Here is a 13,794-nt window from a genome sequence, read left to right as displayed (position 1 = left end):
CGCCGTGAGCCGGAAGAGCGGTGCCGGAGTGGGTGCGACGGCGCGAACCGGTCAGCCCGAGGGTGTGCGTGGCGCGGGGAACCGACCCGGGTGGCGGTCACGGAACCGGTTCCAGCGGGTCGAAGTTAACAGCGCGGGGTTCGACGGAGTCAAGGATCCGGCGCGGATTCGTTCTCCCGGACCAGTCCGCGGTGTGGTCCGCGACCGTCCGGCGCAGGGACATTGACATTTTACGGCTCTTTATTTATATCCTGAACTAAGAGCGTGCCGCCGACCGGTCCCCACACCGCGCCGACGACGACGTGAGCCGATCCGCGCCGGGGCAAGGCCGCCCCGGCGCCGGTTCGCCGTGGAGGTGCCCCATGCAACGCCGCATGCCGAGAACCCGGGTTCTCGCCGTCCTCGCCCTGACCCTGGCCGCCCTGTTCACCGCGCCGGTCGCCCAGGCCGCCCCCGTCCTGCTCTCCCAAGGCCGTCCGGTGACGGCGTCTTCGTCCGAATCCGCCGCGTTCCCGGCGTCCGCCGCCGTGGACGGTGACGGGGGCACCCGCTGGTCGAGTGCCTTCAGCGACCCGCAGTGGCTGCAGGTCGACCTCGGCTCCACCCAGCAGCTGTCGCAGGTCGTGCTGAACTGGGAAGCCGCCTACGCCAAGGCCTTCACGCTCCAGGCGTCTGCCGACGGCGCCACCTGGAGCACCCTGTACTCGACCACCACCGCGACCGGCGGCAACCAGACGCTGAACGTGACCGGCAGCGGCCGGTACGTCCGGCTCACCGGCACCCAGCGCGCCACGCAGTACGGCTACTCGCTGTGGGAGTTCCAGGTCTACGGTGGGGGCGGCACGACCCAGCCCGGTGACGTGCTGCTGTCCTACGGCAAGTCCGGCACGGCATCGTCCTACCAGGACGACGGCGCCTGCCCGGGCTGCCTCCCGGCGAAGGCGTTCGACCACGACCCGGCCACGCGCTGGGCGACCAGCGCCACCACCGGCTGGGTCGACCCCGGCTGGATCACCGTCGACCTCGGCGCGACCGCGGCCGTGCACCAGGTCGTCCTGCAGTGGGACCCGGCCTACGCGGTCGCGTACCAGATCCAGGTGTCGAACGACAACGCGAACTGGACGTCGCTCTACTCGACGACCACCGGCAAGGGCTTCAAGGAGACGCTGACCGTCAACGGTTCCGGCCGGTACGTCCGGATGTACGGCACGGCCCGCTCGAACGGCTACGGCTACTCGCTGTGGGGCTTCGACGTCTACGGCACCGGCGGCAACCCGACGACCCCGCCGCCCGCGCCGCCGGCCCCGCACTTCCCGGGCACCCTGGTCTGGAGCGACGAGTTCAACGGCGCGTCGGGCGCGGGCCCGGACGCGAGCAAGTGGACCGCCGAGACCGGCCCCGGCGTCAACAACGAGCTCGAGTACTACACGAACAACAACAACGCGAAGCAGGACGGCCGCGGCAACCTCGTCATCCAGCTCCGCCGCGAGGCGACGCCGGGGAGTGCCTGCCCGGTCGACCCGATCAGCGGCAGCGGCACCTGCCAGTACACCTCGGGCCGGATCAACACCGCGGGCAAGTTCAGCTTCACCTACGGCCACGTCGAGGCGAACATCAAGGTGTCCGGCACACAGGGCCTCTGGCCGGCGTTCTGGCTGCTGGGCGCCAACTTCTTCAGCGGCACGCCGTGGCCGAACTGCGGTGAGATCGACATCATGGAGCACGTCGGGAAGTCGCCGAACCTGGCCTACTCGACCATCCACGCGCCCGCGTACAACGGCGCCGGCGGCATCGGCGCGCCCTTGGACCTCGGCCAGGACGTCGCCGCGGGCTTCCACAAGTTCGGGCTCGACTGGGACGCGAACCACATGACGTTCTCCGTCGACGGCAACGCGTTCGAGACGATCAACCGCGCCACCGTCGAGAGCACACGCGGGCCGTGGGTCTACGACCACCCGTTCTTCCTGATCCTCAACAACGCCATCGGCGGCGATTTCCCCGGCCCGCCGGGAGCCGGGACCGTGCTGCCGCAGGACATGGTGATCGACTACGTGCGGGTCTACCAGTGAGGCGGCTCGCCCTGGGTGCGGCGGTGGTGGTGGGACTGCTCGCGGCCCCGCCGCTCACCGCCCAGGCGGCCCCGGCCCTGCTCTCCCAAGGGCACGCCGTGACCGCGTCCTCTACCGAGAACGCCGGTTTCCCGGCGAGCGCGGCCGTCGACGGCGACCCGGGCACGCGCTGGTCCAGCCTGGCGGCCGACCCGCAGACGCTGCAGGTCGACCTCGGTTCGTCGCACAGCCTCAGCCAGGTCGTCCTCCAGTGGGAGGCGGCGTACGCCACGGCGTTCACGATCCAGGCTTCGGCCGACGGCGGCCAGTGGTCCACCGTGTACTCGACCACGACCGGCACCGGCGGCACGCAGACGCTGCCGGTGTCCGGGAGCGGCCGGTACGTCCGGCTGACCACCACCCACCGCGCCACCCAGTGGGGGGTCTCGCTGTGGGAGTTCCAGGTCTTCGGCGACGGCTCGGCCCAGGCGTGCGGCAGCGCGAACGCGGGCCTGCGGCAACCCGTGACCGCGTCGAGCGTGCAGTCGGACGCGTTCCCGGCGAGCGCGGCGGTCGACGGCGACGGCGGCACCCGCTGGTCGAGCCTGGCCGCGGACCCGCAGTGGATCCAGGTCGACCTCGGCAGCTCGCGGCCGGTCTGCGGCGTCGACCTGACGTGGGAGGCGGCCTACGCGAGCGCGTACACGATCCAGCTGTCGACCAACGGGACTTCGTGGACCACCGCGGCCACTGTGGCCGGTACGGGCGGCACCGAACACCCCGCGGTGTCCGGCACGGCCCGCTACGTGCGGATGAACGCGACCGCGCGGGCCACGCAATGGGGTGTCTCGCTGTGGGAGTTCGCGGTGCACACGACCGACAGCACGACGCCACCCCCGACGGGCTGTCCGTGGGTCGGTTCGACGGCGCCGGTCGCCGACCGCGTAACCCAGCTGATGGCGGCGATGACCGCGCAGCAGAAGATCAAGGTGCTGCACGGCAACGGCGCGACCGGGCCGTACATCGGCAACACCGACGCGGTGCCGGAGCTGTGCATCCCGGCGCTCGGGCTGCAGGACGGGCCGGCCGGGGTCGGGGACGGCCTCGACGGTGTCACGCAGTTCCCGGCGCCCGTGACGGCCGCCGCGACCTGGGACACCGGGCTGATGAACCGCTACGGCAGCGCGATGGGCGCGGAGTTCGCCGGGAAGGGTGTCGACATCGCCCTCGGCCCGACGATCAACCTGGTCCGAGACCCGCGGTGGGGTCGCAACTTCGAGACCTACGCCGAGGACCCGTACCTCGCCGGGGCGGCCGGGACCGCGACGATCCAGGGCATCCAGAGCCAGGGCGTGATGGCGCAGGCCAAGCACGCGGCCGCCTACAACGTCGAGGCCGGGGCGTCACGCGGGACGCCGTCGGACAACGTCATCATCGACGACCGGACCCTGCACGAGCTGTACCTGCCGGCGTTCCAGCAGGTCGCGAGCCAGGGCCAGGTCGCGTCGATGATGTGCGCCTACAACCAGATCAACGGCGTCCCCGCCTGCCAGAACAGCGGGGTGCTCACGACCGCGATCAAGCAGGACGCCAACTGGGGCGGCTTTGTCGGCTCCGACTGGGGCTCGGCGACCGGCGGCCCGCGGCAGCTGGCCAACGGCGGCCTCGACATGGAGATGCCCGGCGGCGCGTTCTTCGGCCAGGGCCTGCTCGACGCCGTCTCGCGCGGCGAGGTCACGCAGGCGCGGGTCGACGACATGGTCCGGCGGGTGCTGACGCAGATGTTCCGGTTCGGCGTGTTCGACCGCGCCCGGCGGGGGACACCCCAGTCGGTCGTGACGAACGCGGCGAACGTGACGACCGCCCGCGACGTCGCGGCGGCCGGGTCGGTGCTGCTGAAGAACAACGGCGTCCTGCCGCTGACCGCTTCGACAAAATCGATCGCGCTCTCCGGCGGCGACGGGATCGACCCGCAGAACATCGGCGGCGGCAGCGCCAAGGTCAACCCGTCCCCGGCGTCGGTGAACCCGATCAACGGCATCAAGGCCCGGGCCGGTTCCGGCGTCACCGTGTCCTATGTGGACGGCGCCGGTGAGCACGTGCAGACGCCGAACATCCCGGGTGCGGTGGCGGCGGCCCGGGCGGCCGACGTCGCGGTCGTGTTCGCCAGCTACGGCGAGTCCGAAACGCAGGACCTCGACACGATCGACCTGCAGCACCAGCAGAACGACCTGATCGACGCGGTCGCCTCGGCCAACCCGCGAACGATCGTCGTGCTCAACACCGGTTCGGCGGTGACGATGCCGTGGCTGTCGAAGGCCGCCGCGGTCATCGAGGGCTGGTACCCGGGGCAGGAGAACGGCAACGCGATCGCGTCGCTGCTCTACGGCGACGTCAACCCGTCGGGCAAGCTGCCGGTCAGCTTCCCGAAGCAGCTCGCCGACCTGCCGACGGCGAACGTCCAGCAGTTCCCCGGTGCGAACGACCGGATCGAGTATTCCGAAGGCCTCAACGTCGGGTACCGCTGGTACGACAGCCGGAACATCGAGCCGCTGTTCCCGTTCGGCTTCGGCCTGTCGTACACGACGTTCGGGTTCTCGAACCTGACCGTCACGCCGCAGGGCACGAACGGCACGGCGACCGTGACGGCGACGGTCACCAACACCGGCACTCGCGCGGGCGCCGACGTCGTCCAGCTCTACCTCGGGCAGCCGTCCGGCAACGGTGAGCCACCGAAACAACTGAAGGGGTTCAAGAAGGTGCAGCTCAACCCCGGGCAGAGCCAGCAGGTGTCGTTCCCGGTCACCCCGCGGGACCTCGCGCACTGGACGGGGTCGTGGACGACCAACGCGGGCCAGTACCGCGTCTACGTCGGCGACTCCTCGCGCAACGTCCCCCTGTCGGCGGCATTGACCGTTTCGTGAGTCGACTCCCGCACGACGAGGGTCGTCGGGACGATCAGGGGCTCATCCGGAGGCGGCGCCCCGGCCAGCTGCTCGAGCAGCTGCCGGGCCGCCGTCTCGCCCATTTCGCGCAGCGGCTGGCGGATCGTGGTCAACGGCGGCTGGGTGTGCGCGGCGAGCGGGATGTCGTCGAAGCCGACCACGGCGACGTCGCCGGGCACCGCCCGCCCGGCCTTGCGCAGCCCGGACAGCACGCCCGCCGCGGTGAGGTCGTTGTGCGCGAAGACGGCGTCGAACTCCGGGCCGGTTTCGAGGAGCTGGAGGATCGCCGCTTCGCCGCTCTCGCTGGTGAAGTCGCCTTCGATGATCAGGCTCGGGTCGAGCCGCAGCCCGGCTGCGCGGACGGCGTTGTTGAACCCGTTGAGCCGGTCGGTGGTACAGCCGAAGTCACGCGGCCCGGTCACGGTGGCGAGCCGGGTGCGGCCGCCCTCGACGAGGTGGCGGGCCGCGGCCGCGCCGCCCTGCCGGTTGTCCGTTCCCACCGACGGGAACGCGGGACGGCGGCCGCGGTCGTCGATCACCACCACCGGCAGCCCCGAGTCGTGCAGGATCCGCAGGTGCCGCACCGCGTCCGGCGGTTCGACGAGCAGCAGCCCGTCGAACGCCTTGGCCGACACCTGCCGGGAGAACTCTTCGAGGGAGTCGGCGCCGCGGTTGGCGGTCGAGAGCAGCAGGCCGTACCCCTTCGACTCCACGACGTCGGCGACGCCCTGCAGCACTTCGCCCATCCACGGCCAGGTCAGCCCCGGCACCAGCATCCCGACCGTGCGGGTGACACCCCGGGCCAGCCCGACCGCGCCGGCGCTGGGGATGTACCCGGTCGCGGCGATCACCTCGCGCACCCGGATCGCGGTCGCCGCGTCCACGTCGGCCTTGTTGTTGAGCACCCTCGACACGGTCGTCTTGCTCACCCGCGCGCGGCGGGCGACCTCGGCGATCGTGACACGCATCCGACCTCCCGGGCAGGGGTGACCTGTGGTGCCAAGGTACTCGCCCCCGGGCCCGGCGCCAGGGGTGCGAGATCGATCAAGTTCGGACGGAAATCCGCACGAGGCTCGCGTCGCCGGACCGCCAGCCCGTCCGGACCGCCAGGTACCGGGCCGGGCCGCTGTCCGCCGCCCGGTAGGTGCGGCCGTCGGTGCTGGTTTCGACGCTCGCCGCGGGGCGGCGGCCGGGCGTCCAGGCCAGTTCGACCGCGGAAACCGCCGTCACCGTCCCGAGATCGACGACCATCCGGCCGCCGGGTCCGGGCCGCCACGCCGTCGCCGGGTCGTCGTCCACGGCCGCCGCCGGGCTCGACATGCCGGGTGGCAGCGGTTCGGCGGGGAACGTGGTCCGGCCGAGCGCGGCGTCGGCCAGTGGGTACGGCCGGATGTCGCCGAACACCACCGGCACGCTCCGGCGCGGCGGCAGCACCACCGGCCGCGGGCGGCCGCCGTCCGGCGTCACCGTGACGAGCACCGGGAGGAACCCGGACGGCAGCGTGAGGTCGACCCGGCTCGCGTCGCGCACGACCGCCTTCAGCCCGGCCGGGCCCCGCACGGTGAACCGCGGGGGTTCAATGCGGCCTTCCGCCGCGGCCAGCGTGTAGGAGACTTCGGTGCCGGTCCGGGTGACGGTCTGTTCGCCGCGGTAGAGCCGGTACGCGTCGCCGTCCTTCGGGAGGGTCGCCGTGCCGGTCGCCGGGGCGCCGGAAAGGTTGAGCAGCACGAGGAAGCCGTCGCTGGCGGTCACGCGGACCGCCGGTGTGCTGGAGGCAGCGCGGGCGGCCGGCTTGCGGGGCGCCGGGTACAGCTCGGCGAGCAGGGGCGCGGCGGGCCCGTCGGAGAGGGTGACGCGGTCACCGGTGACGGTGATCGGGTTCGGGCCGTCGACGAGGATCCCGGCCCGGCCGTCGATGTCCAGCCAGCCCTTCGTGCTGCTCAGCGCGGGCACGGGGTAGCTCGCCACCGGCGTCCAGGTGACGCCGTCCGGTGACGTCTCGACGCGGTACTTGCGCCCGGCGGCCGCTTCCCAGCTCAGCCGGACGCGGTCGATCGTCTGCTCGGTGCCCAGGTCGATCGCGAGCCAGCTGTCGGCGCGTGGCCGGTCCGATGTGGACACTGCCCAGCGGGTAGCCGCGTCGCCGTCGTTGGCGTACTCGGCTTCCTTGCCCGAGCTCACCGAAGAGGCCGACGCCGTTCCGGCTCGCGCGAGGTCCGGGCCGTCGCCGTCGCGGACCTCGAAGGCCCAGAGCGAATAGCCGTACGTCGGGTCCGGCTGGACGCCGAGCATCCGGACGTGGCGGGCGGTGACCGGGGCGAACGTCAGGTCGTCGGTCCGGGCGCCGGTGGGCGCGGCCGTGGCTTTGAGCGTGACCTTGCCTTCGGCGGCGGTGTAGGTGCGATCGCCGTCGAGGCCGGGGACGCCCGGCATGGTGAGGTTGTAGACGTTCAGGACGCCTTCGCTCGCGGCGACGCCGGTGCTGGCGTACACCGCCGCGCCGGTGGGGAGGGTGGCGAGCGCGGCGTACCCGGCGTCGAAGCGCAGGACGCCGACAGTGCCGTCGAAGCCGTCGCGGACCTTGGTGTAGGTGGTGGCATGGCGCTCCTTGACGGCGATGTTCGTGGCCGGCAGCAGCATCGGGTTGGCGCCGCCGAGCACGAAGAGCCAGTCGTCGTGGTGCGGCTGCCAGGCGAACTTCACGAAGCCGGGCTTGGTCACGGTCGCGGCCCAGGCGGCGAGGGAGCGGTGGGCGAGCAGGCCCGGCCCGGCGCCGAAGTCGGCGACGCCGGCGGCGTGCGTGTCGAAGTCGGCGGCGGTCGCGGGGGTCACCGGGCCGCCGTGCTTCGCGCGCCATTCGTGGAGCAGGTAGCTGATGGCGACTTCGGCGCGGGCCTCCGGCTCGTACTTCGGCTCACCGGAGAACTTGGTGATCCGGTCGACGGGCGCGTAGGCCTGGTACGGCTCGAGGCGCGCGGCGAGGTCGGCTTCGGCGCGGGCGGCGTACCGGTCGCCGAGCACCTGGGCGCGGAAGGCGAGCGGGATGACGTCGCGGCCGTAGAGGTGCTCGCGGTCGGCGACCATCGGCATCAGCGGCTCACCGGCGTCGCTGGTCATCACCAGCATGGTGCGCCAGAGCAGCTCGCCGTTCGGCTGCGCGGTGAGCACTTCGGGCAGCGGGGCGCCGGCGGCGAGGAAGTGCATCGAGTTGCGGCCGGACGTGCGCCAGAGCTCTTCCTGGTAGTGCGGGCCGAACGAGCCGTGGTTCTCGACGAGGAAGGTGTCGTAGAGGTTGGTGGCGGTGTTGGCGCTGACCGGAACGCCGTCGACGAGCCGCGGGTTGGCCAGGTCCGCGGCGGGCAGCCCGCCTTCGTTGCGGCTCCACGTGCCGAAGGCGTCACGCCAGGCTTTCGCGCGGGGATCGTTCGGCGCCCAGGCGAGGGCGGGGGCGAGCGACTGGGCGTAGACGCCCATCTCCTCGAGCTTCGTGTCCCCGACGTAGCCGCCTTTCAGGCCGTTCGGCGTCCAGTCGCCTGAGGTGGGGTCGTCCTGGGTGCCGAGGGCGGTCGTGTAGGCGGCTTGTTCGGTGGTGATGCGCTCGACGTTCGCTCGGGTCGCCGGGTCCAGCTCTGTCCACAAGAGACGGGCGGCGAGCAGGAAGTACGACTGGAAAGTGGTGTCGAAGAACAGCTTCCGGCCCCACTCGGCGCCGCCGGTCAGCAGGTTCGACGCGGCGAAGTGCCGGATGGTGGCGAGGGTGTGCTCCCGGAGCAGGTCTTTTTCGATCCCGGCCACGGCGGCGTCGTAGCCGTCGCGGGTGAGGAGGAGGGCGTTGCCGAGGACCACGGCGAAGGTGAAGTCCCGGGCCGGGTAGATCCCGGCGACCGGGTCGAACTGCTGCTCGGCCCAGCGGGTGTGGCGCAGGAGGACCCGCAGGTAGGTGGCGGCGACGGGATCGGGCGGGCCCGAGGGAGCACCGGCCGCTGCGCCGTTCGCTGCCGCCCCGGCCACCCCCGGAAGCAGCCCGGAGGCCAGTGCGGCGGCGATCCCGCCCGCGCCCAGCAGCGCCCGCCGCCGGTTCAGCTCACCCATGGTCCGGCCTCCACTCGCTGACAACCTTGTCATCCGCGGCGATTCTGGGACGCCGGAAGGCAGCGGGGCAACCCCGGCGGCGGATCCAGTCCGGTTTCGGACAAGTCCTGGGTAATTCGTATAACGCCCTATACCGCGGGGCGGTGGACTCGGGTTGCGGCCGGTCCGAGGACGCCATGAATGAGTCACTCACTGCGTCAGACGCGATGAATGGGTCATCCATGGCGTCGGGCCGGTGGGACCAAGCCCACCGTGGCCCGAACCCACCGCCATGCTGAGATGACAACGTGATCACGGACCCCGGCGTTTTCCTCCTGCTCGTCCTCGCCGGTGTCGGCGCCGGACTGACCGGCGCGGTCGCCGGGCTCGCCTCGCTCGTCTCCTATCCCGCCCTGCTCGCCGCCGGGCTGCCACCGGTCGTCGCGAACGTCACCAACACCGTCGCGATGCTCGGGACCACCGCCGGCGCGGCCGCCGGGGCGCGGCCCGAGCTCGCCGGGCAGCGGCGCAAGCTCGTCCCGCTCTGCCTGCTCACCACCGTCGGCGGCGCGTGCGGCGGCGCCGTGCTGCTGCTGACGCCGTCCGGCGCGTTCACCGTCGTCGTCCCGTGGCTGATCGGCGGCGCCTCGCTCGTGCTCATGGCGGGCCCGCGGCTGCGCCGGCTGGCCGAAGGCGCCGAACACCACGGCCTGAGCCCGGCCACCGCCGTCGCCGCGTTCTGCATCGGGATCTACGGCGGGTACTTCGGCGCCGCCGCCGGGGTGCTCATGCTCGCGCTGCTCGTGTCCGTCTGGAGCCAGCCGCTCGCCCGGACGAACGCGGCGAAGAACCTGGTCACCGGTTCGGCGAACCTCCTCGCCGCGATCGTCTTTTCGGTCACCGGCAAGGTCGTCTGGCCGGCCGCGCTCGCCGTCTGCCTCGGGTCGCTCGGCGGCTCCTGGCTGGGGGCGACCCTCGTGCGCCACCTGCCGGCGACGCCGTTGCGCATCGGGATCGGTGTTGCCGGGCTCGCACTCGCCGTCGTGCTGGGCCGGCAGGCGTTCGCCGGATGACGCCGGCCCGCCGGACAGGGCATGATCGGGCGGGTAACGGCGAGCAGGAGACCAGATGAGCATTGTCGGGACCAGGGTGGTCCGCCAAGAGGACGAGAACCTGATCACCGCGGGCGGCACCTATGTGGACGATCTGCGGGAGGAAGCGCTTTCCGGCGCCGCACACGCGGTGTTCGTCCGGAGTCCGGTCGCGCACGCGCGGATCGGCGGCATCAACGTGACCGAGGCGAAGGCGGCGCCCGGGGTGGTCGGCGTGTTCACCGCCGCCGACCTCGGGCTCGACCCGCACGCGGCGGGACCGGTCAAGGAACCGTGGCTGGCCGACGGAGTTGTCCGGTATGTCGGCGAACCCGTCGCGCTCGTCCTCACCGAAGAGCGTTACCAGCTGGCCGACGCGGCCGAGCTGGTCGACATCGACTACGACCCGCTCGACGCCGTCGCGAGCATCGACGCCGCGCTCGCGGGGGAAACGCTGCTGCACCCGGAGACGGGCAGCAACGTCATGCAGGTCAACGGCGCGGAGACCTTCGACGACGAGATCTTCGCCGACTGCGACGTGGTCGTGTCGCGGACCATCGTCAACCAGCGGGTCGCGCCCGCGCCGCTCGAAGTCCGCGGCGGGTCGTGCGTCTGGGGCGAAGACGGCAGGCTGACCGTCTGGCTTTCCACGCAGAACGCCCAGATCGCCCGCTCGCAGCTGGCCGGGAGCCTCGGTGTCGGCGAAGACCGCGTCCGCGTCATCGCCCCGGACGTCGGCGGCGGCTTCGGCGCGAAGATCGGCGCCGACCCCGAAGCGACCGTGCTGGCCTGGGCGGCGAAGGAAACCGGCCGCGCGGTCCGCTGGGTCGAGTCCCGCAGCGAGAACCTCACGGCGATGACCCACGGCCGCGCGCAGCGCAACACCGTGACCCTCGGCGGCAAGCGCGACGGCACCGTCCTCGCGTACCGCCTCGACGTCATCCAGGACGCGGGCGCCTACCCCCGGACGCTGTTCCTGCCGACGCTGACCGAGCTCATGGCCGTCGGCGTCTACCGGTTCCCGAAGGTGGAGACGCGCAGCCGCGCGGTCGTCACGAACACCACGCCGATCGCGGCCTACCGCGGCGCGGGCCGGCCGGAGGCGACCGCCGTGCTCGAGCGGGCGATGGACGTCTTCGCCGCCACGCTGGAGCTCGACCCCGCCGAGGTCCGCCGGGTCAACTTCATCCGGCCCGAGGAGTTCCCGTACACCACGCCGACCGGCGCGTCCTACGACACGGGCGAGTACGCGGCGGCGCTGGACAAGGCGCTCGAAGCCGCCGGGTACGCCGAACTGCGCGCCGAGCAGCAGCGGCGGCGGGACGAGGGCGACCCGGTCGAGCTGGGTCTCGGCATCGCCGCGTACGTCGAGATCACCGGCGGCGACGCCGGCGGCGAGAGCGGCCGCGTCGACATCCACCCGGACGGCTCGGTCGTCGCCTGGACCGGCAGCTCGCCGCACGGGCAGGGGCTCGGCACGTCGCTGGCGATGCTGCTGTCCGACCAGCTCGGGGTGCCGCTCGGCAAGATCACCGTCCGGCACGGTGACACCGACGAGGTGCCGAAGGCCGTCGGCACCTTCGGGTCGCGGTCGCTGCAGCTGGGCGGATCGGCGATCCGGCAGGCGGCCGACGAGGTGATCGCGCAGGCGCGCGAACTGGCGGCCGAGCTCCTGGAAGCGTCCGCGGACGACCTCGAGCTGGACGCCGAACGCGGTGTCTGGCAGGTCAAGGGTGCGCCGTCGAGCACGGTGCTCAGCTGGGCGCAGGTCGCCGAAACCGCCGGTGAGGGCAAGCTTTCCGCCGACGTCTGGTTCGGCGGCGGCAAGCCGACGTTCCCGTTCGGCGCGCACCTCGCCGTCGTCGAGGTCGACACCGAGACCGGCAAGGTCGAGCTGCGGCGGATCGTCGCCGTCGACGACGCCGGCCCGATCGTCAACCCGCTGACCTTCCGCGGCCAGCGCCACGGCGGTCTCGGGCAGGGCGCGGCGCAGGCGCTGCTGGAGGTCGTCACCTACGACGACGACGGCAACCCGACCACCGCGAGCCTGGCGGAGTACTCGTTCGTCACCGCGGTCGAGCTGCCGGACTTCGAGCTGGTCGACATGGCCACGCCGACCGACCGGAACCTGCTCGGGGTCAAGGGGATCGGCGAGGCGGCGACGATCGGCTCGACGCCGGCGGTGCACAACGCCGTGGTCGACGCGCTGCGTGCCCGCGGTGTCGACCACCTGGACATGCCCACGACTCCCATCCGGGTCTGGGCCGCACTGGAAGAAGCTCGGAAGGGAAGCGCGCGGTGAAGGTTTCGATCGAGGTCAACGGGCGGCCGGTGGCCGAGGAGGTGCCGGACCGGACGCTGCTGGTGCACTTCCTGCGCGACACCGCCGGCTTCACCGGCACGAACATCGGCTGCGACACGACGTCGTGCGGCGCCTGCACGGTCCTGCTCGACGGCGAGTCCGTCAAGTCGTGCACGGTGCTGGCCGCGCAGGCCGACGGCCACGCCGTCACCACCGTCGAGGGACTGTCCTCTTCGGACGGTTCGCTGCACCCCGTGCAGCGGGCGTTCCGCGAGCAGCACGGCCTGCAGTGCGGGTTCTGCACACCCGGCATGATCATGGCGTCGGTGTCGCTGCTGGCCGACAACCCGAAGCCCTCGCGCGACGAGGTGCGCGCCGGGCTCGAGGGGAACCTGTGCCGCTGCACGGGGTACCACAACATCGTGAGCGCCGTGATCGACGCGTCCGGGCAGGAGGTGGACCGGTGATCCCCGCCGAGTTCCGCTACGAGCGGGTGTCCACTGTGGACGAGGCGGTGGCCCGGCTGGCCGCCCTCGGCGACGAGGCGAAGGTGCTGGCTGGCGGGCATTCCCTGCTGCCGCTGATGAAGCTGCGGCTCGCGGCGCCGGAGTACCTGGTCGACATCGGGCCGCTCGACGAGCTCCGCCACGTCCGCCTCGACGGCGACGACGTCGTGATCGGGGCGCTGTCGCGCTACAGCGACCTCGAGCGCGACCCGGTGCTGCTGGAGCACGCCCCGCTGCTGGCCCACGCGTCCGGCGTGGTCGGCGACCGGCAGGTCCGCCACCGCGGCACGATCGGCGGGTCGCTGGTGCACGCGGACTCCGCGGCCGACCTGCCGGCGGCGGTGCTGGCCTCGGACGCGGTGCTGGTCGTGCGCGGCCCGGCGGGGGAGCGGCGGATCCCGGCGTCGGAGTTCTTCCTCGGCCCGTTCACGACGCCGCTGGAGCCGGACGAGCTGCTGACGGAGATCCGCCTGCCGTCGCAGGCCGGTCAGGGCTGGGGCTTCGAGAAGTTCACCCGCCGCGCGACCGACTGGGCGATGGTCGGGGTGGCCGTCGTCGGCGGCCGGGTCGGCCTGGTGAACATGAGCGGGGTGCCGCTGCGGGCGCCGGCCACGGAGGCCGCGCTGGCTTCGGGGGCGTCCGTCGCGGAGGCGGCCGAGCTGGCGGCGGAGGGAACGAACCCGCCGGACGAGCCCCACGCGACGGCGGAGTACCGCCGCCACCTGGCCCGGGTGCTGACCCGCCGGGCGCTCACCACGGCTCGCTGAACCACGTCGCGATCACCGGTGCTCCCGCCGGTGATCGCGACGGCCGATTCCCGCCAGCAAGGGT

Annotated in this window: 8 protein-coding genes; 6 read left to right on the top strand and 2 right to left on the bottom strand. The window is 72.5% G+C overall.

Annotated features, from left to right (window positions below; translation table 11 throughout):
• The first annotated feature begins 374 nt into the window (after positions 1-374).
• Together ACZ61C_RS36415 and ACZ61C_RS36410 are read left to right on the top strand one after the other, a co-directional pair.
• On the top strand, positions 375-2,069 hold the full coding sequence (locus ACZ61C_RS36415) for a discoidin domain-containing protein (RefSeq protein WP_465312451.1): 1,695 nt from the start codon (positions 375-377) through the stop codon (positions 2,067-2,069).
• Positions 2,066-4,972, top strand: a complete 2,907-nt coding sequence (locus ACZ61C_RS36410; protein ID WP_465312450.1) for a glycoside hydrolase family 3 C-terminal domain-containing protein — start codon at positions 2,066-2,068, stop codon at positions 4,970-4,972. The genes ACZ61C_RS36415 and ACZ61C_RS36410 overlap by 4 nt, the downstream gene beginning before the upstream one ends.
• Here the strand turns inward: ACZ61C_RS36410 and ACZ61C_RS36405 are convergent.
• Together ACZ61C_RS36405 and ACZ61C_RS36400 are read right to left on the bottom strand one after the other, a co-directional pair.
• On the bottom strand, positions 4,915-5,961 hold the full coding sequence (locus tag ACZ61C_RS36405) for a LacI family DNA-binding transcriptional regulator (RefSeq protein WP_465312449.1): 1,047 nt from the start codon (positions 5,959-5,961) through the stop codon (positions 4,915-4,917). The genes ACZ61C_RS36410 and ACZ61C_RS36405 overlap by 58 nt on opposite strands.
• Positions 5,962-6,037: 76 nt before the next feature.
• Complete coding sequence (locus ACZ61C_RS36400; RefSeq protein WP_465312448.1) at positions 6,038-9,085, bottom strand: discoidin domain-containing protein; 3,048 nt, start codon at positions 9,083-9,085, stop codon at positions 6,038-6,040.
• A 287-nt stretch (positions 9,086-9,372) separates the two neighbouring features.
• Here ACZ61C_RS36400 and ACZ61C_RS36395 point away from each other — a divergent pair, with 287 nt between their 5' ends.
• From ACZ61C_RS36395 to ACZ61C_RS36380, 4 genes are read left to right on the top strand one after another with little or no spacing between them, the layout of a single operon-like run.
• Complete coding sequence (locus ACZ61C_RS36395) at positions 9,373-10,137, top strand: sulfite exporter TauE/SafE family protein (RefSeq protein ID WP_465312447.1); 765 nt, start codon at positions 9,373-9,375, stop codon at positions 10,135-10,137.
• 55 nt (positions 10,138-10,192) lie between these two features.
• Entirely contained in the window at positions 10,193-12,457 is a 2,265-nt protein-coding gene (locus ACZ61C_RS36390) for a xanthine dehydrogenase family protein molybdopterin-binding subunit (RefSeq protein ID WP_465312446.1), read from the top strand.
• On the top strand, positions 12,454-12,924 hold the full coding sequence (locus tag ACZ61C_RS36385; RefSeq protein WP_465312445.1) for a (2Fe-2S)-binding protein: 471 nt from the start codon (positions 12,454-12,456) through the stop codon (positions 12,922-12,924). The genes ACZ61C_RS36390 and ACZ61C_RS36385 overlap by 4 nt, the downstream gene beginning before the upstream one ends.
• Entirely contained in the window at positions 12,921-13,730 is an 810-nt protein-coding gene (locus tag ACZ61C_RS36380) for an FAD binding domain-containing protein (RefSeq protein WP_465312444.1), read from the top strand. The genes ACZ61C_RS36385 and ACZ61C_RS36380 overlap by 4 nt, the downstream gene beginning before the upstream one ends.
• Positions 13,731-13,794: the final 64 nt, after the last annotated feature.

The sequence above is a fragment of the Amycolatopsis sp. NPDC104587 genome (assembly GCF_055583645.1).
Note: the sequence above shows the minus strand (reverse complement) of the source record. Positions and strands in the feature narration are given on the sequence as shown.